This is a genomic window from Herpetosiphonaceae bacterium (assembly GCA_036374795.1).
Taxonomy (GTDB): Bacteria; Chloroflexota; Chloroflexia; order Chloroflexales; family Kallotenuaceae; genus LB3-1.
On record DASUTC010000024.1, the window covers coordinates 1 to 21,538 of the forward strand.

A 21,538-nucleotide genomic window follows, 5' to 3' on the forward strand; every position below is an offset into this window, starting at 1 on the left:
TGGCGCAGGCGCTCGTCGCGCAGTGTACGACGATCAAGGATCTGCGCTCGACGATCGATCTGCAAGGCGGCATCGACCTGGCGCTGCGTCTGCTCCGCCGCAAGATTGTGCCCGTCGACGTCATGCCGGTCCGCGAGCACATCGCCTAGCCGGGCTCCGCGAATACTCCAACGCTGCTCTTGTCCGCCCCGAAAGCGCTCCCTACCAGCCGGGGAGCGCGTCCTCCGCGCAGCCCACCCCGCGCGACGAACCGCCGAACTGCGGGTATAATAAGCTCGTCGAACCAAGAACCAAGAACCGAGGGCTGAACAAAAGAACAAAGGAACAAACGAACAAACGAACAGCGGCTTAACGCCCTTGTTTGCTTGTTCGCTTGTTCTCTCGCTTATTCCCGTGTTCCCCCGACTCCTGCTCCCTGACGAAGACGATGATGCCACAGAACGATCGACAACCCACGCTCGGCCCGCTCCTGACCGAGACGCTGCTGCTGCTGCTGACGCTGGCGATCAGCATCACGAGCGTTGCGCTGGTGATCTTCATGCCGCGCGCGTTTCTGGGCGATAATGCTAGCGTCCAGGGCTATCTCGACGCGGTGGTCGGCTATCTGTGGGGCCTGCTGCGCGGCGACTTCGGAATGAACGTGCAGCGCCGCTCGGTGAATACGCGGCTGTGGGTCGCGGCGCGGCGCTCGCTGGAGCTGCTGGGCGTCAGCCTGGGCTGCGGCCTGCTGCTTGGCCTCGGCTGGGGCGCGCTGCTGGCGACGGTGCGCCGTGGCGCTCCCCGGATCGTGCTGTTTGGGCTGAGCACGCTGCTGCTCTCGCTGCCGACGTTTGCGGTGCTGCTGCTGTCGATGGAGGCGATCTCGACGCTGACGCTGCGCACTGGCGTTCGGCTGACCTATGTCCAGGGCTACGGCCTCGATCAGCATCTCATCCTGCCCGCCGGGGCGCTGGCGCTGCGCGGCGCGGCCTACATGGGCCGCGCGATGCAGGTGGCGCACGAGGATGTGCTGCGCCAGGAGTGGATTCGCGCGGCTCGCGCCAAGGGCCTGGGCGGCTTTGGGCTGTGGTGGTGGCATGTGCTGCCCGCGCTGCGCCTGCCGCTGCTCGGCAGCACGCTGGGCATGATCCGCGTGATCGTCAGCGGCTTCGTGATCGTGGATTACCTCTCCGGCTGGGGCGGCCTGGGCCGTCAGATGCTTGAGATCAATAACTCCGGCATCATCAGCCCCGGCGAAGGCGATGTTGCCGCGAGCGCTGCGGTGCTCTTCGTGATCTTCTTTGTGCTCACCGATGCGCTGGGTCGGCTGCTGCTGCGTCACGCCGATCCGCGCCTGCGAGAGGTGGCTGCCGCCCGATGAATCACTCCACCCCCCTGGACCGCCGAACCGCCGCGATCGTCCGCCGCTGGCGAGCCGTGATGCTCCGGCTCAACGCGCCGCTGCTGATCGGCGGCCTGCTGGTGGCGCTGCTGGTCGGGGGCGCGCTGCTCGCGCCGCTGCTCGCGCCCCACGATCCCCTCGAACCGATCCTGCGCATGGTCGGCGGGCAGATTGCGCCCGCGCCGTATCCGCCGGGCACGCCCGGCATGCCGCTCGGCAGCGACCGGCTGGGACGCGATATGCTGAGCCGACTGATCTACGGCAGCCGCTACACGCTGCTGATCTGCGCTGTGGCTGCCCTGGCGCGGCTGGTCATCGGCGCGGTGCTGGGGATGCTGGCGGCCTGGTACAGCAGAACCAGCCGCGCGATCGATGTGCTGATCGGCGCTTCGTCGGCGATACCCAGTCTTTTCTTCGCGATGGTGCCGATCGCGGTGGTGAATCGCAGCCGCGACATCGACACGAGTCTGGCGATTTTCATGGTCGCGCTGAGTCTGACGGGCTGGGCCGAGACGGCGGTGCGCTGCCGGACGGCGGTCCATGGCCTGCGCGCCGCGCCGTTCATCGACTCGGCCTACGCGATCGGGCTGCGCCGAGGTGCGATCCTCTACCGGCACGTGCTGCCGAATCTGCGCGATGTGCTGCTGATCGAGGGCGCCTACGCGCTCGCCGCGACGCTGCTGCTGCTGGCCGAGCTGGCCTTTCTGAACATCGTGCTTGGCGGCGGCGAGCCCGCGCTGATCGGCGACCGCATGCTCGCCAGCGATCCGATCTTCGCCGAGTGGGGCAGCATGCTGGCGCGTGGCCTGCGGCAGCGGGCCTATCTATGGCTATTCTTGGAGCCGCTGGTCGCCTTTACGCTGGCGATCCTGGGCTTTAATCTGCTGGCCGAGGGCCTGCGCCGCCGCAGGTGAGATCGAGCGCTCGCGCTTGCGATCTGCGCGCTTGATCTTCCAGGCGCGATCTACTACTATACCCGGCACGCTCTGCGCATACGGCACGTCTCACGCCGATGATCATGGAAAGACCACGGCGTTAGCGCTGAGCAGGTTGCCATCTGTTTCTGCTGCCGAATGCAGCATCAACGCGCGTTTTCGGAGAATCGTTCGTGCGATGCTGCGTCAGAGCGGGGAAGGTTTGGGGATTCTCCAAACCCCCGATCTAATGGCGAAAGAAGGAGCAACGCCGTGCCACCTCATAGCCCTGATCATCCGTCCGACCCTCCCCTGAATCGATTTGATTTTGTGCCTTTTGTCGCGTTCTGGCGCGAGCATATGGATGCGTTTACCGACGGCTTATACCACGACGTGATTCGGCTGCTTCCGACGTACGCCCGTCTGCCGCGCGAAGATCTGATCGCGTCGATCCACAGCAAGGCCCGGCTCTGGCAAGAGCTGATGGAGACAGGCGATATCGGCCCCACGCTGGAGCGCACACGGTCGGTGGGCCAGGTGCGTGTGACGGATCACGCGCCGCTGATCGAGCTGGTCGCCACCAGCGATCTGTTTCGGGATCATATCTGGAAGCTGGCTCGTCAGTTGTATCCGCCGGAAGCATGGCCGGTGGACGCGATGGAGCAGGTGCAGCAGTGGAACCGCCTCGATCGCAATGAGGTCATCGCAACCTATAGCCGGGTGCTTCAGGACGCCTGGGCGAAGCTCGGCGAGCGCGAGCGCGAGCTGGAGCAGCAGCGCAAGGTCATTCAGGAGCTATCCACGCCGATCGTGTCGATCTACGAAGGCATCGTCTTGCTGCCGCTGGTGGGCCACATCGACGACCGGCGCGCGCAGGAGATCATTGATTCGGCCATGACGCGCATCGTCGAGCGTCAGGCGGAGATCCTGATCCTCGACATTACCGGCGTTCCGAAGATCGATGCCGCCGTAGCACACGAGCTGCTCAAGCTGGCGCATGCGGTGAAGCTCATCGGCGCGCAGACGATCCTGGTTGGCATAAGCGCGAGCATCGCCCAGACGGTGATGCAGCTTGGCCTCGATCTTCACCAGTTGAACATGCGCGCCGATCTCGCCGACGGCATCCGCCATGCGCTGGCGTGTCGCGGCTATGCGATCCATGCGGTCGCTTAGATCGCGGAGCGCCGACCGTTTCGGCGTGCCCCAGGAGATGCACGTCGAGATCGCGATCTCGTTTGGCTATCCTGGGGAGCAGCCCGCGCCGACTGTTCGGCCAGGCGGGCGTAGAGCGCTGGATGAGATCGTTCACAGGGAGCGGTGGTAAGTCGATCGGTCTGGTCAAATCTGCGTTGGACGGCCCTGATCCGCCGCTGCGCAGGTGCGCCAGCTTATGGCATAATTGTGCTACAGATTGTACCTCTAAAGGAGTCTCGATGACAGGCGCTTCACGTATGCTTCAACTGCTGAACGAGCCGCAGCAGCGGGCCGTTCAGACGCTCGGCGGCCCGGTGCTGGTGCTGGCCGGTCCCGGCTCAGGCAAAACGCGCGTGCTGACTCATCGCATCGCGTATCTGATCGCCGAGGTCGGCGTCGATCCGCACGCGATCCTGGCGGTGACGTTTACCAACAAAGCGGCCAAGGAGATGAAAGAGCGCCTGAGCGGGCTGATCGGCGAGGAGCTATCGAAGCGGCTGACCGTCGGAACATTCCACTCGGTCTGTATTCGCCTGCTGCGCCAGGACATCGAAAAGCTCGGCTGGAGCCAGGTTTTTGTCGAATTTCCGCCAAACGACGCCACCACGCACGATGCGCTGGCGCGGCTGGGCGCGCTGGCGAGCGTGCTGATCTACGATGCGCGTGCGGCGGACGGCGATCCGGCGGCGCGGCTGCGGCGGGCGATCGTCTACCGCGACAGCGAGACAGTCGAGCAGTTGCTCGCGGGGCTGGCCCGTCAGGGGCAGGTGACGGTGCGGAGTGACATCCGGCAGCAGTTGCCGCCCGGCGTGCGCGACGAGGCGATCCGGCGCGGTATCATCACCTACCGGCGCGACTTCACGGTCTACGACGACGACGATCAGATGCGGCTGACGCGGCAGGTGCTCAAAGAGCTGAACCTGGACGAGAAGCAGTACGCGCCCCGCGCGGTCCACTCGGCCATCTCGCGGGCAAAAAATGAGCTGGTCGGGCCGGTGGAGTTTGCGAGCTTCGGGCGTAGCTACTGGGATGAGATCGTCGCGCGCTGCTACGAGGCGTATCAGAAGCGGCTACAAGCCAGCAACGCGCTCGACTTCGACGATCTGCTCGGCCTGACGGTGCGCCTCTTCGACAGCAAGCCCGCGATTCTGGAGACGTATCAAAAGCGCTTCGTTCACGTGCTGATCGACGAGTACCAGGATGTTAACACGGTGCAGTATGCGTTCGCCAAGCAGATCTCCGGCCACTACCGCAATCTCTTCGCGGTCGGCGACGAGGACCAGAGCGTGTATGCGTTTCGCGGCGCGAACATGCGCTATGTGCTTCAGTTCGAGGACGATTTTCCCGACGCCAAGGTGATCCTGCTGGAGCAAAACTATCGCTCCACCCAGGCGATCCTCGATGTGGCCGCGTCGCTGATCAACGCCAGCGACCGGCGCAAGCGGGCGAAGCGCCTGTGGACGCAGAACGATAAGGGCGTGGAGGTGATGCTGCGCGAGGCGTACAACGAGGACGAGGAAGCGCGGCTGGTCTGCGATGAGATCGAGCGGCTGCGGGCCAGGGGCGAGGCTGAGCTGAAAGACTGTGCCGTGCTGTATCGCACCAATGCTCAGTCGCGCGCGCTGGAAGAGGCGTTTTTGACGCGCGGCCTGCGCTACCGGCTGGTCGGCGGCGTGCGCTTCTACGAGCGCAAAGAGATCAAGGATGCGCTGGCCTATCTGCGGCTGATCGCCAATCCCTTCGATAGCGTCAGCCTTGAGCGGATCATCGAGTCCACGCCCGGCATCGGGCGGCAGACGATCGCGGCGCTGGCGGCCTGGGCTGGCGATCTGGGCGTGCCGAGCTATACCGCGCTTCAGTTGCTCGACGAAGAGAGCGAGGGCACGAAGCCGCCTTTCAGCGGTCGGGCGCGCAGCGGCCTGCTCAGCTTCCTGCATCTGACCGACGAGCTGATCAAGGCGCGGGATGACCTGGGGCTGGTCGAGCTGCTCGATCTGGTGCTGGAGCGCACGCACTTCCACGATGCGCTGCTGCGCGAGCACGGCGACGAAGAGGGCGAGAATCGCTGGGAGAACGTGATGGAGCTGCGGACGGTCGCCGCGCAGTACGCTAACTTCCCGCGTGAGGTGCAGCTCGATACGTTTCTGGAAGAAGTTGTGCTGGTCGCCGCCACCGACGATCTCGCGGTCGAGCAGGATGCCGTGACGCTGATCACGATGCATCAGGCCAAGGGCCTGGAGTATCCCAACGTATTTATCGTCGGGCTGGAAGAGGGGTTGCTGCCGCACTCGCGCTCGCTGGAAGATCCCGAACAGCTAGAGGAGGAGCGGCGGCTGCTCTACGTCGCGGCGACACGCGCCGGGCGGCGGCTGTATCTGTACTATGCCTTCAAGCGGCGGCTGTACGGACGCGAGAATATCAGCACGCCCTCACGCTTTCTGGCGGATATTCCCACGGACATGCTGCGCAAGACAGGCGACCGCGAGCGGACCGGCTTTGGGCAAAGCTCGATGTTTACCGGACGATCGTCGTTCGCCGCGAGAGCATCCTCAGGCGGCGGCAAGACGCGCGCGGCGACGGCCTGGGGCAGCACCGCCAAGAAGAATACGACGCCGCTCAAGCCCGCCGCAGACGCCAAGTTCCAGCCCGGCCAGAAGGTGCGACATGCGCAGTTCGGCGAGGGGATCGTCGTCTCGTCGAAGGTGCAGGGCGACGACGAAGAGGTGACGGTGGCGTTCGTCGGGCAGGGTGTCAAGCGGCTGCTTGCCGGATTCGCAAAGCTGGAGCCTGTGAAATCGTAGGGGCACAGCGGTGCCTTGCTCAGGGCGTGATGGATCATGCCCTGATATGCCTTGCCCTGATGGCTGGTAACGAATCTGCCCTCGGCACCTTTGCACCGCGCCGCATGCGCCAGATCAAGACCTGATCGCGCCAGAAGAGCGCCCGCCGCACGGTGTAGTACACCCAGCGGTAGAGCCTGCTGCGCCGTACGAAGTCATAATCGACCAGCACCACGCGGCATTCGGGCGCGTTGGTGAGCAGCAGGTTGTGCGACCGCAGCAGGTTGCGCTGCACCATAAAGCTCCACAGCCGCTCCGGGATCTTCCACGGCGAGCGCAGCCGCTTCCGCTCGGCGGCGCTGGTGCTCGTGCGACCGTACACGTCGGGCATGCTGCGCGTGCCTCGGTAGAAGCTGAGCGCCCGCCGAATGATCGCGCGAAGCTGCGCCGCGACCCGGTCGCGCTCGTCGGCGTTGAGCGTGCGGTAGTCGACGTCGTAGAGCGGGTGGGCGTGCGCGACGAACGGCTGAATCACCAGCACCTGCACGCGCTCGCTGCTGTCGCGGGCGAGCAGATAGTAGCTTGGAATGCTGTGCTCCTCGCCGATACACGCCGCGAACTGCTCTGCCGCCGCGCGCATCGTTTTGGCACAGTCCAGCGCCTCGGTGCGGCTGCCGCCCAGCTCGTGCTTGAGCTTCACGACATAGCGCTGGTCGTCGGTGCGATAAACCTCGGTTTCGTTGCCGCCCGCGATCCGCTCAAGGTAGAGGTCGCGGTCCACGGGCGCGAAAACATCGTCGGTGTGAAGTGTGGCTGTCATAGACTCCTGGTACACTAGCTCGATCGTGCGCTATGATAGACGATACGCACGCCGTGCTGGTTGCACCGCCAGGAGCGAGATCGTCGATCCGAGTGCGATCAAAGAGAGTCTGTCGGCAGCCGCCTCATGCGTCGGCTATGGGCGGAATCGCCGTTTCGGGCTTACAGAGCGCGGTGGACGAGCAGGGGCAGGCGGCGGCAGAGGGCGGGGTATGAGAAGTACTCCTGGCACGTGGGATGCTATAGGTCGCGCGTGTGTACGATGCCCAAGGAGGCGCGTACGAAAGGAGTAGTGCATGAGACGGAGACTGATCTCGTTGAGCTTACTGGCGGCATTGGCGCTCGGCGCGCTGACGGCCTGCGGAGAGACAGGCGGCACGGGTACCGGTACAGAGGCCAGTCCCGGCGGCACGATGGCTACTGCCACCACCGCACCATAGCATCGCAGACAGATCGGTTGCAGGGTGAGCATCATGCTCACCCTATTTTATTTTGTGGACATTCGTTAGGCGCTGATGGCGCGGATCTGCTTGGCTGGCTCGCTGCGGCGGTGCGGTCGGTACAGCTCGATCGCCGAGATCAGCCGGGCGGCAACCTCCTGCGGGCTGCCATGCCCATCGACCGGCGCGAGCAGGCCCACCTGCTGATAGTACGCGGCGAGGGGCGCGGTCTGCTCTTCATAGACTGTAAGGCGCTTCAAAATCACGGCGGGGGTATCGTCGGGGCGCTGGAACAGCTCGCCGTTACACGCGGGGCAGTTCGTGAGCGGCTTGTCGGGTGTTACGGTGTACGGCGCGTTGCACGAGCGGCACTCGCGGCGGCTCGACATGCGCTGCACAACCTCGTCGTGCTCCAGAATCGGCTGTACCACCACCGTCAGCGGACGATGCAGCTCATGCAGTATGTCGTCGAGGGCAGCGGCCTGCGCGGCAGTGCGTGGAAAGCCGTCGAGCAGAAAGCCGTGATCCTTAGGCAGCGCTTCGAGACGGCTGCGGACCAGCGCGATAATGACGTCGTCGCCGACAAGCTGGCCGCTCTCGATCGCGGCTTTGGCCTGCAAGCCCAGTGGCGTTTCGGCTGCGACTTCCGCGCGGAGTATATTGCCGGTTGAGAGTGTGACGAGCGGATAGCGTTTGCCCAGAAGCGCCGCCTGGGTACTCTTACCTACACCTGGGGGGCCGAGGAGAATGATGTTAACGGGCGCCATTGCCAGTCCTTTCTTCTCAGTCATGTCCATAGTAACAAAATCGGCAGTCTCCAACGACTGCCGGTAGAGTACTACGCATGATAACGCAAATTATGCGTTTCGTCTAGCCCTTTTTTAGACCAATTTTTGACAAAGTCTACTGAAGGCCCGCCGAGGCGCTCGTCAGGTGATGCTGCCTGGCGAAGGCGTCCCAGCTGGCCGTAGCCGTGGCGATCTGGCTGCGCGCCTCCTGTAGCCGCAGGGCAGCGCGATTTGCCAGCGTGACATCGTAGCTGCTGTAAAACTCCAGCATCTTATCAAGCGCCTCCTGTTCCATCGCCAGTCCATCCAGATACAGGCGATGAGTGTCGGAGATCTCCGTCGGCGCGACAACGGCGGTCAGCTTCTCGCGGCTCTGCTGCACCCGGTCGCGGAGCTGCTTGGTCGCGGTTGCGCGCTCGACCGTCGTGCGTCCGCCGTCGGTCGTGCTACGATAGGCGGTCGTCGCCTCCTGCAACACCTGCCGCTCGGCGCTGATCGTGTCGAAGTAGGCGCGTACCGTCGCCGGATCGGTGGGCTGCGCGGCGACGACAGCGGTTGGAACTGCCGTCTTTTTGATCGCCAGCGCCGTCGCGGTCGGCACCACTGCCTCGCGCGCCTCGATAAACGACGGCAGCGGCTGTGCCTGGATCACCACGCGCACGCCGAGCGTCGCGCCGATCAGCACGATCGGGATCAGCAGCAGCGCCCGCAGCGTCCAGAGCCAGGTCGATTGCCGGGCGCGCCACGCCGACCACCAGTTGTCGGGCGGGGTGGTGGTGAGCAGCAGCGTTCTGCTGGGCGCGGGCGGTGGCGCGCCCGCCTGCTGCGCCTGCCGCTCGATCCAGGCCAGGCCCTTCTGGGCACGCTCGTTTGCCGGATTGACGCCGAGCACCGCGCGCAGACAGAAGGCGACATCGCCGGGATCGTCCAGCACGCCGCTCAGCCACAGCCAGGCTTGCTCGTGCTGCGGATCGAGCTTGACGGCCTGCCGTAACAGCGAGGCGGCCAGTGTTTTCTGCCCGCCACGCGCCGCAGCGACGCCGCGCGTATAAAGCTGCTCGGCCTGCTGGCTAAAAATTTTGACGCCGCGCTCAGACATACGTTCTTACCGTCGAGTTCAACGTTTCAAGTTTCAAGTTTCAAGTTTCAAGTTCTAGCCCCGTCCCTTTGTGTGCCCAGAGGGCGCCCGTTCTTTGTTCCTTTGTTCCTCTCCAGGTGCCTCAATGATCGGGGAGATAGGTGTTGACGACGCGCTGCACCACCGATGGATTCTCGACCAACTGTTTGCGTACGACTTCCCAATTTTGCGGATCTTCGTTGCCGAGCCGCCAGATCGCGATGCCCGCCAGATCGAGCTGCTCGACGAGGTTCAGCTTGGCTTGCAGCGAGCGGTGATCGGCAAACCAGACCGTGCGGCGCTGCCCGTTGCGCCGATAGGTAAACCACGACTCCTCGATCGGGCCGCTGCTGTCGCGGGCGGCGAGATTCACATCCGGCTGGTAGATGTCGATCAGCCGCTGAATATCCGTCCAGGTCTGCGCAACGGCGTCCTCGCCCTCGCCCCAGTTGTAGCCGTAGAACGGAATGCCGATCTGGATCTTCTCCGGCGGCACCACCGAGCGCGCGTACTCGCCGACGGCTGCGACCCAGCTCATGGGCGCGATCGGGCCGGGACCGCCGCCGCGCCAGTGAAAGTCGTAGGTCATGATCCGCACCCGATCGCAGATCTCGCCGAGCAGCTTCCAGTCCTGAAAACCACCCAGCCCGCCGCCGTCGTCCGTCTTGGCATGGACCGCCACGGTCAGCAGCTTGCCCTCGGCCCGCAGCGCCGCCGATAGCTCCTGCATAAAGGTGCTGTACGCCTCGCGGCTGCTGGCCGGCAGCGACTCGTAATCGATGTCGATGCCGTCGTAGCCGTAGATGCGGACCTCGTGCATGATCGCGTCGATGTGCTGCTTGCGCCGCGCCGGGTCGCGCAGCAGCGGGACGATCGCTTCGGGAGCCATCACGTTATGGATCGTCGGCGTGACGAGCACATCGGCGGCGTGCGCGGCCTCGACCAGCTGCCGGTCGCGCGCGCCGATGTCGGGGATCAGCGCGCCGTTGGCGATGTTGGTGGTGTACCAGAAGGGGCTGACCTCGTCAAGGATGTCTTTGTTGGCGTCGAACGAGGCGCGTGCCCGCTCGGCGTCGAACGAGGTCGGCAGCCACGCGGCGATCGATCGCCCGGTCTTGGGATGGACCACCGAGATCGGGCGCGGCGTGGGCGCGGCGGGCGCTGGCTGCGCCGCAGCGGCAACAGTCGGCTGCGCCGTGGGCGTGGATGTGGGCGGGAGCGGCGTGGATGTGGGCGGGAAGAACGCGGCCTCAAGGCGGCGGCGCTCGATCACCACCTGGCGCTGCTGCCAGATCTGGATCGTATCGCTGACCAGGAGCGTCCAGAGCACGAACAGCAGCAGATAGCCGACCACGATCACTGGACGTGGCAGGATACTCAGGCGGCGTAGGCCGCTCTCAGACGCGATCCGTAAGCGTTGCACCATAACGCGGCGCAGGCTACCATAGCGCGAATCGCCCGTCAAGTCTCAGCGGCACCAACGGTCATGAATAGGGCCGCCACTTAATCCTAGTGCCGCGTCCGACCGTTTTTCGCGTCTTGCTCCGCTCTGAATCTCAGCGTGCGCGCATTTCGTCCACGCCGATGCTACAATGATCGATCATCGCTCCCCGCGCTGCCACCGCTGCGGTCGAAGACGCGCGCCCGGCAGCCGCTCTGCTGAAAAATCGTCATGTTTGCTAAAGAACTTCCATCATTGATCGAGCAAATAGCTGCTATACTGATGGGAATCCGTGAAATCTTTGTGCTTGAACAGACGATGGTCGCGATTCGCCGGGCTGTTGAACACAGAGCGTCAACTCCTTGTTGTGCGGCGCGCTTCGGGACACGTATGTCAGGCTCCACATGTTCTATACGATTGATACGACATTTGGCATCTAGGGTGTAGCATGACAGGCTTTTTTGCCGATAGCGATCTTTCCCCCAACCGAATCGAGCAAGTGCGCAGCGCCTTACAGGGCCAATACATCGATCTCACCAGCAGCAACCCGACACATCAGGGCTTGCTGTTTCCGTCCCATATCCTTGAGGCCGCCGCGTCCGCCTACTGGGGCCACCGACGCTACGATCCGCATCCCCGTGGCCTGCCTGCCGCCCTTGATGCCATCTGCGGCTACTATGCGCGGCGCTCATCGCCGCTCGCGATCAGCCCCGACGATGTGTTTATCACCGCCAGCACCAGCGAGGCCTACTCGCTGCTGTTTGCGCTGCTGACCGCGCCGGGCGATAACGTGCTCGCGCCGGTCGTCACCTATCCGCTCTTCGAGTTTCTGGCCGAGATCCACCACATCGAGCTGCGGCCCTACGCGATCGACGAGGCGCGCGGCTGGCGCATCGACCCGGCCAGCCTGCACGCGCAGGTTGATGGGCGCACGCGCGCGGTGCTGATCGTCTCGCCGCATAATCCAACGGGGGCGATCGTCGCGGAGCCGCTGCCCGCGCTGACGACGCTGGGCCTGCCCCTGATCTGCGACGAGGTCTTTGCCGAGTTTACCTACCGCGCCGCCAGCGCGCCGCCGATCGGCACGCTCCATCCCGATCTGCCGGTCTTTCATCTCAACGGCATCTCGAAGCTCTTTGCGCTGCCCGATCTGAAGCTGGGCTGGATCGCGCTTAACGCTGCGGCGCGGCACTATGCCGATCGGCTCGAATTGCTCAACGATACCTTCCTGGGCAGCAATATGCTGACGCAGCATATGCTCCCGACGCTGTTCGCACAGGGCATGCCGTTTGTGGCCCAGATGCGCGAGCGGGTGCGGCATAACCTTGATCTGGCGCTGGCGCGGCTGTCGACCAGCCCGCTGCTGCGCGTGCAGCCGCCCGACGGCGGCTACTATCTCTTTCCTGAGGTGCTGGGCTGGGACGATGAGGAGGAGCTGGTGCTGCACTGTCTGCGGCATGGCGTGCTGGTCCATCCCGGCTATTTCTACGGCTACGAGCGCGGCGCGCACATCATGCTGTCGTGCCTGACGGAGACGCAGCAGCTCGCTCGCGGGCTGGATGTGCTGCTCGCCGCGCTTAAGGCGTGAGCGGCGGCGAGCGGCGGCTTAGCGGACCAGCTTCGGTAGGAAACGATTGCTTCGCTGCATATAGGCCCGGTATCGCTCTCCGAACGTTTCGAGCATCACGGCTTCCTCGTGCCGCAGGCGCGCCGCGACAACCGCAGCGACACCGCCGAGCCAGAAGAGGCCGATCGCCCAGTCGGCTGAGAGCAGCGTCAGGCCGAGCGCCAGCAAAAACAGCACCGAGTACATCGGGTGGCGCACGGTGCGATACGGCCCGCTGGTGATCAGCGTGTGCCCCTGGCGGACATGCAGAACGGTAGAAAAATTCTGTCCGAGCGCGTGCTGGACCCACACCAGCAGCGGCAGCGCGACGGCTCCGAGCGCCGCGCCAAGCCAGCGCACCCAGATCGGCAGCGGCAGGGCGGACCATTCCATCCACGATGGGCGGAGCAGATACACCAGAACTGTGATCATGCCGCCCAGTCCCAGCACGGCCTGCGCGATCATCTGGCGCGTGCTTTCTTTGTAGCTGACCGGCTCGGCTGAGCGCGCGGCGGCGCGGTAGTAGCTCCGAATCAGCAGCATCACGACGATTTGCGCGGCGAGTATGGCCCGCAGCACTGCTTCGTTCGACATAGCCTGTGCTCCTTGTTTCGGGAGTTCCAAGTTCAGGCCCGCACCCCCGGCGCTGCCGCGCCACCCCTTCTCTCGCTGCCCAGGCGAGGGGGAAGATGGAGCTTGTTGTTCTTCGTTCTTGGCTCTCCCCTTTGTTCTCTGTTCCGCGTGCCATGCGGGTGCCATGCGGGTGCCCTTTGGGCATGGGCGCCCGGCATGGGCACCCGGCGTCTCGGTTCTTCTCTACCGTGCAATCACCCGCTGCGCTAGCATGCGCCCGTCCGATGTTAGCTCAAGATGTCCGTTTTCGCGTCGCACCAGCCCGCCCTGTGCCGCGCGTTGCACCACCTCGGCGGCAAACTCCGCCGTCCAGCGCAGATCGGCCTGAAGGTGTCCCAGCGAGCTTTCCTGCGCCTGCTGCGGCGTGCCCTCGTGATGCGCCAGGTGAACGACGAGCACCTCGGTGGCGAACTGACGACGCTGCCGCACGCGGCGCAGGGCCTTGGCGAGCAGCCCGTGATGCGGCGCGAAGAGCAGCGCCAGCGCAAAGCAGATCCCGGCAACCGTCGCCATCGCGCCCGCGATCGAGGCGTCCAGCACCATCGCCAGGGCGTAGCCCATGACCGCCGCGACGATGCCGATCAGCACCGACAGCACGATCAGCATGGGCAGCCGATCCGTCAGCAGGTAGGCCGTCGCGGGCGGCACGATCAGGAACGCCACCACCAGGATCGCGCCGACGGCGGTAAACGCGCCCACCGTGGTCAGCGAAACCATGGTCATCAGCGCGTAGTGCAGCACCACGGGCGAGAAGCCGATCGTCGCCGCAAACGCCGCGTCGAACGTCGCGAGCTTGAGCTCTTTGTAGAAGAGCAGGACAAACGCCAGATTGATGATCGTCAGACCGCCCAGCACGTAGAGCGGCTGCGGCCCGACGCTATAGCCGCTGATGATCAGCAGATCGAAGGGCGCGAGCGCGATCTCGCCGTAGAGGATCGCGTCGGTGTCGAGGTGGACGTTGGCAAAGAACTTCGATACCAGGAACGTGCCCAGCGCGAAGAGCGCCGGAAAGACCAGGCCGATCGCCGCGTCACGCTTGACTCGTCCGCTGCGCAGCAGGATCTCCACCAGCACGACGGTCAGAACGCCCGCGCCCGCCGCGCCGAGCGCGCCGATCCACAGGTTCGGCCCGCGCGCGATGAAGTAGCCCGCCACCAGACCGGGCAGGATCGCGTGGCTGATCGCGTCGGCCATCATCGCCATCCGCCGCAGCAGCAGGAACGTGCCGATCAGCGCGCAGGCGGTCGCCGTGAAGATGCCGGTGAGCAGCACAACCAGGATCGGATTCATCGCTGGCCTCCTCGCTGTGTGAACGCCGCCCGCCGCGCCTCGGACGAGACGAGCGCCCGCCGGTTGCGCCGGTTGCGCAGAGCTTCCCAGACCAGACCGCGCGCCCTGCCGAAGAGCAGCGAGACGATCACAATCGCCGTCGCGCTCAAGATCACCATCGGCCCGGTCGGTAGCTTGCTGTCGCTGACGCTGATCAGCGCGCCGCTCACGCCCGCCAGCGCGCCGAAGAGCGCTGCCAGCACCAGCATCATGCCCAGGCGCTCGGTCCACTGCCGCGCCGCAGCAGCGGGAGCGATCAGCATCGCGGCCATCAGCACCACGCCTACCGTTTGCAGCCCGATCAAGACCGCCACGACGATCAGCGATGTCAGCAGCACGCTCAGCCGCTTGACGGGATAGCCCAGTGTCGCCGCGAAGGCCGGATCGAAGGTCAGCAGCTTGAACTCTTTGAAGAGCAGCGCCACCAGAGTCAGCGCGACGCTGCCAAGCGCCGCCATGGTGATCACCTGCTCCTGCACCAGCGTTGCGGCCTGGCCGAAGAGGTATTTGTCGAGGCCCGACTGACTGGCGCTGCCGCTGTGCTGGATGAACGTCAGCAGCATGATCCCGAAGCCGAAGAAGACGGTCAGCACGATGCCCAGCGCGGCATCCTCGCTGATGCGCGTCTCGCTGACGATCCGCAGGATCAGCAGCGTGCCGAGCCAGCCCGCGATGCCCGCGCCGACCAGCAGGATCAGCGGTGCTTTGGTGCCTGTAGCGATGTAGGCCAGGCAGATACCGGGCAGCGCCGCGTGCGAGAGCGCGTCGCCCAGCAGCGCCTGGTTCCGCAGCAGCGCGAACGAGCCCAGGATACCGCCGACCACGCCCAGGATCGCCGCGCCGAGCGCGATGTTGCGCAGCGTGTAGTCGAAGAAGAGATCGTAGAGCAGGTTCATTGCGCCGCTCCTTGTCCCGGCTCGACCGGCTCGGCTTCCAGTTGGCTGGCGCGTCCCTGTCCGATCTGCTCCAGCAGCGCGATCCGACCGCCGTAGGTCCGTTGCAGGTTGTCGGGCGTGAATGTTGTCTTGAACGGCCCGCTGGCGATCAGCCGCACGTTCAACAGCGCCAGCCAGTCGAAGTACTCAGGCGCGCTCTCCAGATCGTGGTGGACGACCACGACGGTTTTGCCTGTGTCGCGCAGCTCGCGCAGTAGCGTGACGATCGCCCGCTCGGTGGTGGCGTCCACGCCGACGAATGGCTCGTCCATGAAGTAGATCTGCGCGTCCTGGGCCAGGGCGCGGGCCAGAAAGACGCGCTGCTGCTGTCCGCCCGAAAGCTGGCTGATCTGGCGATGGGCGAGATCGGCCAGGCCGACTTTTTCGAGGCAGCGCAGCGCGACCTCGCGCTCCCGCCGTCCGGGCCGTCGCAGCCAGCCGAGCCGACCGTAGAGGCCCATCGTCACGACATCCAGGGCATCCGTCGGAAAGTCCCAATCGACGCTGCCGCGCTGCGGCACGTAGCCAACGATGCGCCGCTGCGGGTTGTAGGGCTGCCCGCCGATCAGGATCGTGCCCGCTGCGGTCGGCACCAGGTTCAGCATCGCTTTCATCAGCGTGGACTTGCCCGCGCCGTTCGGCCCGATGATCGCGGTCAGCGTCCCGCGTGGAATGCTCAGGTCGATGTCCCACAGCACGGGCGCCTCACGGTACGCAACCGTCAAATCGTTGATCTCGACGGCGGGCGTTTGAGGGGTGTCTGTCTCCATAGCTCTGTATCCTAGGGTTGAGGCGCGAGCGCCTTGCTGATTGTGTCCACGTTGGCGCGGAACATGCCGTTGTAGGTGCCTTCGGGCGTGCCCGCCTCGCCAAGCGCATCCGAGAAGAGCTGCCCGCCGATCGCGACCTGATGACCGCGTGACCGAACCGCCGCCTGGACCGCCTCGATCGTCGCCTGGGGCACGCTCGACTCGATGAAGATTGCGCGAATCTTGCGGCTGGCGATAAACTCGGCGAGCGTCTGTACGTCCGCCGCGCCCGCCTCGCTGGCGGTGCTGATGCCTTGCAGCCCGCGCACTTCCAGGCCGTAGCGCACGCCGAAGTAGCCGAACGCATCGTGCGCGGTGATCAGCACGCGGGATTCCGGCGGGATCGTGCCGAGCCGCTCCTGAGCATAGGCGTCGAGCCGGGCCAGCTCTTGTTTGTAGCGCGCCGCGTTGTCGCGGTAGAGCTGCGCGCTCTTAGGATCAAGCTCGCTCAAGCGCTGCGCGACCGTGTCGGCGGTGTAGCTCCACAGCGTCGGGTCGAACCAGACGTGCGGATCGTAGCTGCCCTCGAACTCAGGTGGCGTGCGCAGTTTCTCCGCCGGTATGCCGTCGGTGACGGCGTAGGTCGGCTTGGTGCGTGCCAGCCGCTCGAAGATCTCGATCATGCGGCCTTCCAGATGCAGGCCGCTGTAGAAAACGGCATCGGCATTCTGGATCGTCATAACGTCGCCTGCGCTGGCCTTGTAGAGGTGTGGATCGACGCCCGGACCCATCAGCGCGGTGACGGTCACGCGCTGCCCGCCGACATTGCGCACCACATCCGCGACATGGCCGGTGGTCGTGACGATGCGGATCGTGCGCGCGCTGAAGTCGATCCCAGCGCCGCCCGCCGTGGCGATCGGCGTGCCGCATCCCGTCAGCACCAGCAGCGCTGCCAGCGCCGCCAGCCCGATCCGCAGCACACATACGATTGGTCGGATAAAGGTCATACTGTTCTCGCTTGCCGATTCGTGTGGGCAAAAAATTATATTTAAGATCACTTAATTCTCATAGCTAAAGAAAAATCGACGCTATCCGGTCGATATTTCGTCCACGCGGATCGCCGAGGCGGTCTGCTGCCCGATCGCGTGGGTCTGCTCGCCAACCTGGACGTACAGCGGCCCGTCGAAGGGCGCGCGCTCGCGCAGGATCACCTGCTGGCCCGGCACGAGGCCCAGCGTCGCCAGGTAGCGCAGTAGCTCAGGCGAGGCGTCGTCTACCTCGACGATGCGCAGCGGCATCTTGAGCGGCGCTGAGAGCAGCGGCCCGCCGTGCTGCTCCGGCAGCGACAGATCGCGGGCTGGAATGGGCGCGCCGTGCGGATCGAACTGCGGCTGACCCAGCCGCTCCGCGATGCGCTCCGCCAGATTTGACGAGAGCGCGTGCTCAAGCTGCTCCGCCTCGGCGTGAACCTCATCCCAGGGCACGCCCAGCGCCTCGTACAGGTACAGCTCCAGCAGCCGGTGGTGCCGAATAACCTCAAGCGCCACACGCTCGCCCGCCGCTGTTAGCTCAACGCCCTGGTACGGCTCGTAATGCACCAGATTCAGCTTGACCAGCGTCTGGATCATCTCGCTGACGGCGGGCGCTGAGATGTTGAGCTGCGCTTTGAGCGCGCTGTTGGAAACCGGACGCTGCCGGTTTTGCAGCGCGTAGATCGTTTTGACGTAATCCTGTACGTTTTTGCTAAACTTTTCTAACGGCACTCCCAATTCCTTTTTTAGGTATGCTTAAAATAGCACAGGGCGAGATGGGTTGTCAAGGGGGGTTGGCAACTGATAGCTGAGGTTTGTTGAGCAAGAGTGATGCCCTTCGGCATACGCCTTGCTGAATGCCCGCTCCGTACCGACAGCATGATACGGTGGCACTGCGCGGAGAGCGGCGTCGCCACAGGAGGCGATATGGAGCAACGAGTGTATCACGGCGAGGTCCGGCCCGAAGGTCTGGCTCAGGCGCTACTCGACGAGTGGGATCGCGAGCCGACGATCGCGCAGGCGTTCGGGGCGGAGGATTACGTCGTCGTGCAGATCGGGCAGCGCGACGCGGGCTGGTTCGACGATGAGCCGCGCCAGGCGCTAACGCTGACGATCGAGCCGCTCACGGATGGCGTGCAGGTGACGATGGGCCAGCAGAAATGGTACAAAGAGCAGAACGTGCAGATCTTCGTCGGCGGCCTGGTGGGATTGCTGCCGTTTTTCTTTGGCTTTCCGCTCGGCCAGTTCTTCGGCGGCGACGGCGATATTCCGCAGACGTTGCCGGGCCGCGTCTGGCAATCGATCGACCGCTATGCGAGCAGCTTCGGCGCTGCGACGGGCAAAACGCAGCGCCTGCCGACGGTAGCCTGTGCCGAGTGCGGCGTGGCGAATCCACAGGGCGCGGAGCGCTGCTCGGCCTGCGGCGCGCGGCTCGATGCTGCTCCAACCTGCCCGAAGTGCGGGTATTCCAATCCGCCGGGCGCGAATTTCTGCAATCGCTGCGGCCTGAATCTGCGCGGCGAGGCTTGACGAATGATCAGGGCAGGGCACCGCCGTGGGTAGGCCCTCACCCCGGGCCGGGTGCCATGCCCGGAGGGCACCCGGCATGGCACCCGCCCTTCCCCGCGCTCAGGCGGAAGCCCGCCTGAGCGGCGACAGGAGAGGGGGTGATTTGGTTCTCGGTGTGCCCAGAGGGTGCCCGTTCTCGGTTCTTGGTTCTTGGTTCTTGATTCTCCTCCGCCTCACGGCGCGCTACCCCGCGAATCCCTCGGCTACCAGCAGCTCGGCGTTGAGAATCGCGCCGCCCGCCGCGCCCCGGATCGTGTTGTGCGATAGCGCTACGAACTTGAGATCCAGCAGGTTGCAGGGCCGGACGCGACCGACGGTGGTGCCCATGCCGCCGTACAGATCGCGGTCGCGGCGCGGCTGTGGTCGATCGGCCTCAGGTCGCACGACGATCGGGCACTCCGGCGCGGACGGCAGATCGCGCACGATCGGCGGCGCGCGAAACTCGCTCAGGCTGGCAATCGCCTCGCCGGGCGTTACCTTCGCGTCCAGCTCGACCGCGACTGTGGCGGTGTGTCCGTCGATCACCGGCACGCGCGTGACCTGCGCGCTGATCCGAATGTCGGCATTCTGGAACGTGCCCGCTTCGAGCGTGCCCAGCAGCTTGAGCGGCTCGCTTTCGATCTTGGCCTCCTCGCCGCCGCTGGCGATATTCGGGATCAGATTGTCGAGAATGTCGAGCGCCGACACGCCGGGATAGCCCGCGCCTGAGATCGCTTGCAGCGTGGTGACGAGGCAGCGCCGCACGCCAAACGCATCGTGCAGCGGCTTGAGCGCCATCACGATCGTGATCGTCGAGCAGTTGGGATTGGTGACGATCGCGCCGCGCCAGTTGCGCTCGCGCCGCTGCCGCTCGATCATGCCGATGTGGCCGGGATTGACCTCCGGGATCAGCAGCGGCACCAGCGGGTCCATCCGAAACGCCGAGGCGTTGGAGCAGACCATCGCGCCGCCTGCGGCCCACTGCGGCTCGCTCTCAAGGGCATTCTCGGCGGGCAGGGCCGAAAACGCGATCGGCACATCGGCGACCTCATCGGTCGGCTGGACGATCATATCGGCGATGGCTTCGGGCACGGCGTCGTTCAAGATCCAGCGCGCGACCTCGCCGTAGGGCTTGCCGATCGAGCGATCCGAGCCGGTGAGCGCGGCGATCTCGAACCAGGGATGGTCGGCGAGCAGTTGGACGAAACGCTGTCCGACCGCGCCGGTTGCGCCCAGGATTGCGACGGGCAGTTTCGTTGCTGGAGGCATGGTCGTTCCTTTCTTTTGCGATACGAAAACCCCGCTGCTGCCAGCGGGGTTGCACAAGCGTGTGTTCGACCGCTGATCTCAGACCAGTTGCATGGTATGAGTCGCAGTAGTCGTCGTGAGCGGATGGATTGCCCTGACGGCAGCATCCGCGTCGTTGGCGTCGACGACCAGGCTGATCGAGCATTCTGACGAGCCGAGCGCGATAGCGTGGATGTTGATCGCGCTATCGCCCAGCGCGACGAAGATCCGCCCCGCGATGCCGGGCGTGGTGCGAATGCCCGCGCCGACGACCGTGACGATCACTGCCTGATCCTGCACGAACACGCCGTCTATGTCGTGGCGGGCGATCTCGCTGGCTAGCTCAGTCTCAAGCGCCGCGCGGATGCTGTCGGCGTACTTCGACGGGATCACAAAGCAGATGCTCTGCTCCGACGACGCCTGCGAGATCATCAGCACGCTGGCGTGCAGCCGCGCAACGGTGGTAAACGTGCGCGCCGCGATGCCGGGCACGCCCAGCATACCGCGACCGGCCACGGTGATCATGCTGAGGTTGCGGATCGCCGTGACCGCCTTGATCTTGCCGTTGCCGGACTCGCCCCGGCGCATCACGACGGTGCCGGGATGGGCCGGGTTGAAGGTGTTTTTGAAATGCACGGGAATGTTGCGCTCGACGAGCGGCTGGATCGTCTTGGGATGCAGCACTTTCGCGCCGAAGTAGGCCAGCTCGCCGATCTCGTCGTAGGCGATGCGATGCACGACCCGCGCTTCGGGCACGATCCGGGGATCGGCGGTCAGCACGCCGTCGACCTCTTTGTAGAACACAACCGCATCCGCGCCCAGCGCCGCCCCGATGATCGACGCGCTGTAGTCGCTGCCGCCGCGCCCCAGCGTGGTGGTAATGCCCGCGCTGGTCGCGCCCAGGAAGCCGGTGATCACTGGCACTTTGCCCGCTTCCAGCAGCGGACGGAGCCGCGCCGCGACCTGCGCCTCCGTCGGCTCGAAGAGCGGCGAGGCATCGCCGAAGCGATCGTCGGTGACGATCAGCGTGGCCGCGTCGACCGCCGCCGCGTCCAGGCCGCGAATCCGCAGCGCGGCGGCGACCAGCGGCGCGTTGAGCCGCTCGCCGAGCGCCGAGATCGTATCCAGCGCGCGCGGCGTAAGCTCGCCCAGCACATTGATGCCGTGACAGAGCGTGGTAAACTCGCTGAGCAGCCGCTCGGCCTCGGCAGCTAGGGCCTGCTGCTCGTCCTCGTCTGGGATCAGCTTCTGCGCGGTGGTCATGTGGCGCAGGTGTAGCTCGCTGGCGATCTCGTTGTGCGTCACGCTATCGCCAGCGGCGGCGGTATGCGCGCCGCGCAGCAGCGCATCGGTTACGCCGCTCATAGCAGATACGACGATCGCCACCTGATGATCGTGCGCTGCCGTCTGAATGATGCGGATCACAGATTCGAGCGCGGCGACGCTGCCGACTGAGGTTCCTCCGAACTTATACACATGTAACGCCATGCATGTCCCTCATCTGAATCACTACACGAGGTAGCAAAGGTGTGTCCGTTGCATCGTC

19 protein-coding genes are annotated in these 21,538 nt (G+C 65.1%); 7 read left to right on the forward strand and 12 right to left on the reverse strand.

The window, feature by feature from the left end; translation table 11 throughout:
- The first annotated feature begins 427 nt into the window (after positions 1-427).
- The 4 genes from VFZ66_01055 to VFZ66_01070 all read left to right on the forward strand — a co-directional run bounded on the left by VFZ66_01055 (position 428) and on the right by VFZ66_01070 (position 6,290).
- Positions 428-1,360, forward strand: a complete 933-nt coding sequence (locus tag VFZ66_01055) for an ABC transporter permease subunit (GenBank protein HEX6287742.1) — start codon at positions 428-430, stop codon at positions 1,358-1,360.
- Positions 1,357-2,295: an ABC transporter permease gene (locus VFZ66_01060; GenBank protein ID HEX6287743.1), complete on the forward strand. Its 939-nt coding sequence runs from the start codon at positions 1,357-1,359 to the stop codon at positions 2,293-2,295. The genes VFZ66_01055 and VFZ66_01060 overlap by 4 nt, the downstream gene beginning before the upstream one ends.
- A 330-nt stretch (positions 2,296-2,625) precedes the next feature.
- Complete coding sequence (locus VFZ66_01065; protein ID HEX6287744.1) at positions 2,626-3,468, forward strand: STAS domain-containing protein; 843 nt, start codon at positions 2,626-2,628, stop codon at positions 3,466-3,468.
- A gap of 260 nt (positions 3,469-3,728) precedes the next feature.
- A complete protein-coding gene (locus VFZ66_01070) occupies positions 3,729-6,290 on the forward strand; it encodes a UvrD-helicase domain-containing protein (GenBank protein HEX6287745.1) in 2,562 nt (853 codons plus the stop codon).
- 34 nt (positions 6,291-6,324) lie between these two features.
- On the opposite strand, the gene VFZ66_01075 is transcribed toward VFZ66_01070, so the two are convergent.
- Positions 6,325-7,089 carry a hypothetical protein gene (locus VFZ66_01075; protein ID HEX6287746.1) on the reverse strand — a complete coding sequence of 255 codons (765 nt, stop codon included), beginning with the start codon at positions 7,087-7,089 and terminating at the stop codon, positions 6,325-6,327.
- Positions 7,090-7,384: 295 nt separating this feature from the next.
- On the opposite strand from VFZ66_01075, the gene VFZ66_01080 reads away from it, so the two are divergent.
- On the forward strand, positions 7,385-7,528 hold the full coding sequence (locus tag VFZ66_01080) for a hypothetical protein (protein ID HEX6287747.1): 144 nt from the start codon (positions 7,385-7,387) through the stop codon (positions 7,526-7,528).
- A gap of 65 nt (positions 7,529-7,593) precedes the next feature.
- On the opposite strand, the gene VFZ66_01085 is transcribed toward VFZ66_01080, so the two are convergent.
- The 3 genes from VFZ66_01085 to VFZ66_01095 form a co-directional block, all read right to left on the reverse strand.
- Entirely contained in the window at positions 7,594-8,295 is a 702-nt protein-coding gene (locus VFZ66_01085) for an adenylate kinase (protein ID HEX6287748.1), read from the reverse strand.
- Positions 8,296-8,431: 136 nt separating this feature from the next.
- On the reverse strand, positions 8,432-9,415 hold the full coding sequence (locus tag VFZ66_01090; GenBank protein HEX6287749.1) for a hypothetical protein: 984 nt from the start codon (positions 9,413-9,415) through the stop codon (positions 8,432-8,434).
- A gap of 121 nt (positions 9,416-9,536) precedes the next feature.
- Positions 9,537-10,859, reverse strand: a complete 1,323-nt coding sequence (locus tag VFZ66_01095) for a glycosyl hydrolase family 18 protein (GenBank protein HEX6287750.1) — start codon at positions 10,857-10,859, stop codon at positions 9,537-9,539.
- 463 nt (positions 10,860-11,322) lie between these two features.
- Between VFZ66_01095 and VFZ66_01100 the strand changes: the two genes are divergently transcribed.
- Complete coding sequence (locus VFZ66_01100) at positions 11,323-12,462, forward strand: pyridoxal phosphate-dependent aminotransferase (GenBank protein ID HEX6287751.1); 1,140 nt, start codon at positions 11,323-11,325, stop codon at positions 12,460-12,462.
- Positions 12,463-12,480: 18 nt separating this feature from the next.
- Here VFZ66_01100 and VFZ66_01105 read toward each other — a convergent pair whose 3' ends face one another.
- The 6 genes from VFZ66_01105 to VFZ66_01130 all read right to left on the reverse strand — a co-directional run bounded on the left by VFZ66_01105 (position 12,481) and on the right by VFZ66_01130 (position 17,889).
- Positions 12,481-13,074, reverse strand: a complete 594-nt coding sequence (locus VFZ66_01105; GenBank protein HEX6287752.1) for an isoprenylcysteine carboxylmethyltransferase family protein — start codon at positions 13,072-13,074, stop codon at positions 12,481-12,483.
- Between the two features lie 222 nt (positions 13,075-13,296).
- Positions 13,297-14,403: a metal ABC transporter permease gene (locus tag VFZ66_01110; protein HEX6287753.1), complete on the reverse strand. Its 1,107-nt coding sequence runs from the start codon at positions 14,401-14,403 to the stop codon at positions 13,297-13,299.
- Entirely contained in the window at positions 14,400-15,338 is a 939-nt protein-coding gene (locus VFZ66_01115) for an iron chelate uptake ABC transporter family permease subunit (protein HEX6287754.1), read from the reverse strand. Before VFZ66_01115 ends, VFZ66_01110 begins: the two co-directional genes overlap by 4 nt.
- Positions 15,335-16,147: a metal ABC transporter ATP-binding protein gene (locus tag VFZ66_01120; protein HEX6287755.1), complete on the reverse strand. Its 813-nt coding sequence runs from the start codon at positions 16,145-16,147 to the stop codon at positions 15,335-15,337. Before VFZ66_01120 ends, VFZ66_01115 begins: the two co-directional genes overlap by 4 nt.
- Positions 16,148-16,158: 11 nt before the next feature.
- The gene (locus tag VFZ66_01125) at positions 16,159-17,133 is read right to left on the reverse strand and encodes a zinc ABC transporter substrate-binding protein (protein ID HEX6287756.1); all 975 of its coding nucleotides are present in this window, start codon (positions 17,131-17,133) and stop codon (positions 16,159-16,161) included.
- Between the two features lie 81 nt (positions 17,134-17,214).
- A complete protein-coding gene (locus tag VFZ66_01130; protein ID HEX6287757.1) occupies positions 17,215-17,889 on the reverse strand; it encodes a metal-dependent transcriptional regulator in 675 nt (224 codons plus the stop codon).
- Between the two features lie 195 nt (positions 17,890-18,084).
- On the opposite strand from VFZ66_01130, the gene VFZ66_01135 reads away from it, so the two are divergent.
- On the forward strand, positions 18,085-18,687 hold the full coding sequence (locus tag VFZ66_01135) for a zinc ribbon domain-containing protein (protein HEX6287758.1): 603 nt from the start codon (positions 18,085-18,087) through the stop codon (positions 18,685-18,687).
- A gap of 222 nt (positions 18,688-18,909) precedes the next feature.
- Here the strand turns inward: VFZ66_01135 and asd are convergent, their stop codons facing one another.
- Both asd and VFZ66_01145 read right to left on the reverse strand, forming a co-directional pair.
- Entirely contained in the window at positions 18,910-19,974 is a 1,065-nt protein-coding gene (asd, locus tag VFZ66_01140; protein ID HEX6287759.1) for an aspartate-semialdehyde dehydrogenase, read from the reverse strand.
- A gap of 78 nt (positions 19,975-20,052) precedes the next feature.
- Positions 20,053-21,480 carry an aspartate kinase gene (locus VFZ66_01145; protein ID HEX6287760.1) on the reverse strand — a complete coding sequence of 476 codons (1,428 nt, stop codon included), beginning with the start codon at positions 21,478-21,480 and terminating at the stop codon, positions 20,053-20,055.
- Positions 21,481-21,538 lie beyond the last annotated feature (58 nt).

What these genes read in the sequence shown, in the direction of transcription:
- VFZ66_01055 (HEX6287742.1), top strand. Translation starts at nt 428, where the DNA reads ATGATGCCACAGAACGATCGACAACCCACGCTCGGCCCGCTCCTGACC.
- VFZ66_01060 (HEX6287743.1), top strand. Translation starts at nt 1,357, where the DNA reads ATGAATCACTCCACCCCCCTGGACCGCCGAACCGCCGCGATCGTCCGC.
- VFZ66_01070 (HEX6287745.1), top strand. Translation starts at nt 3,729, where the DNA reads ATGACAGGCGCTTCACGTATGCTTCAACTGCTGAACGAGCCGCAGCAG.
- VFZ66_01075 (HEX6287746.1), bottom strand. Translation starts at nt 7,089, where the DNA reads ATGACAGCCACACTTCACACCGACGATGTTTTCGCGCCCGTGGACCGC.
- VFZ66_01080 (HEX6287747.1), top strand. Translation starts at nt 7,385, where the DNA reads ATGAGACGGAGACTGATCTCGTTGAGCTTACTGGCGGCATTGGCGCTC.
- VFZ66_01085 (HEX6287748.1), bottom strand. Translation starts at nt 8,295, where the DNA reads ATGGCGCCCGTTAACATCATTCTCCTCGGCCCCCCAGGTGTAGGTAAG.
- VFZ66_01090 (HEX6287749.1), bottom strand. Translation starts at nt 9,415, where the DNA reads ATGTCTGAGCGCGGCGTCAAAATTTTTAGCCAGCAGGCCGAGCAGCTT.
- VFZ66_01095 (HEX6287750.1), bottom strand. Translation starts at nt 10,859, where the DNA reads ATGGTGCAACGCTTACGGATCGCGTCTGAGAGCGGCCTACGCCGCCTG.
- VFZ66_01100 (HEX6287751.1), top strand. Translation starts at nt 11,323, where the DNA reads ATGACAGGCTTTTTTGCCGATAGCGATCTTTCCCCCAACCGAATCGAG.
- VFZ66_01105 (HEX6287752.1), bottom strand. Translation starts at nt 13,074, where the DNA reads ATGTCGAACGAAGCAGTGCTGCGGGCCATACTCGCCGCGCAAATCGTC.
- VFZ66_01110 (HEX6287753.1), bottom strand. Translation starts at nt 14,403, where the DNA reads ATGAATCCGATCCTGGTTGTGCTGCTCACCGGCATCTTCACGGCGACC.
- VFZ66_01115 (HEX6287754.1), bottom strand. Translation starts at nt 15,338, where the DNA reads ATGAACCTGCTCTACGATCTCTTCTTCGACTACACGCTGCGCAACATC.
- VFZ66_01120 (HEX6287755.1), bottom strand. Translation starts at nt 16,147, where the DNA reads ATGGAGACAGACACCCCTCAAACGCCCGCCGTCGAGATCAACGATTTG.
- VFZ66_01125 (HEX6287756.1), bottom strand. Translation starts at nt 17,133, where the DNA reads ATGACCTTTATCCGACCAATCGTATGTGTGCTGCGGATCGGGCTGGCG.
- VFZ66_01135 (HEX6287758.1), top strand. Translation starts at nt 18,085, where the DNA reads ATGGAGCAACGAGTGTATCACGGCGAGGTCCGGCCCGAAGGTCTGGCT.
- asd (HEX6287759.1), bottom strand. Translation starts at nt 19,974, where the DNA reads ATGCCTCCAGCAACGAAACTGCCCGTCGCAATCCTGGGCGCAACCGGC.
- VFZ66_01145 (HEX6287760.1), bottom strand. Translation starts at nt 21,480, where the DNA reads ATGGCGTTACATGTGTATAAGTTCGGAGGAACCTCAGTCGGCAGCGTC.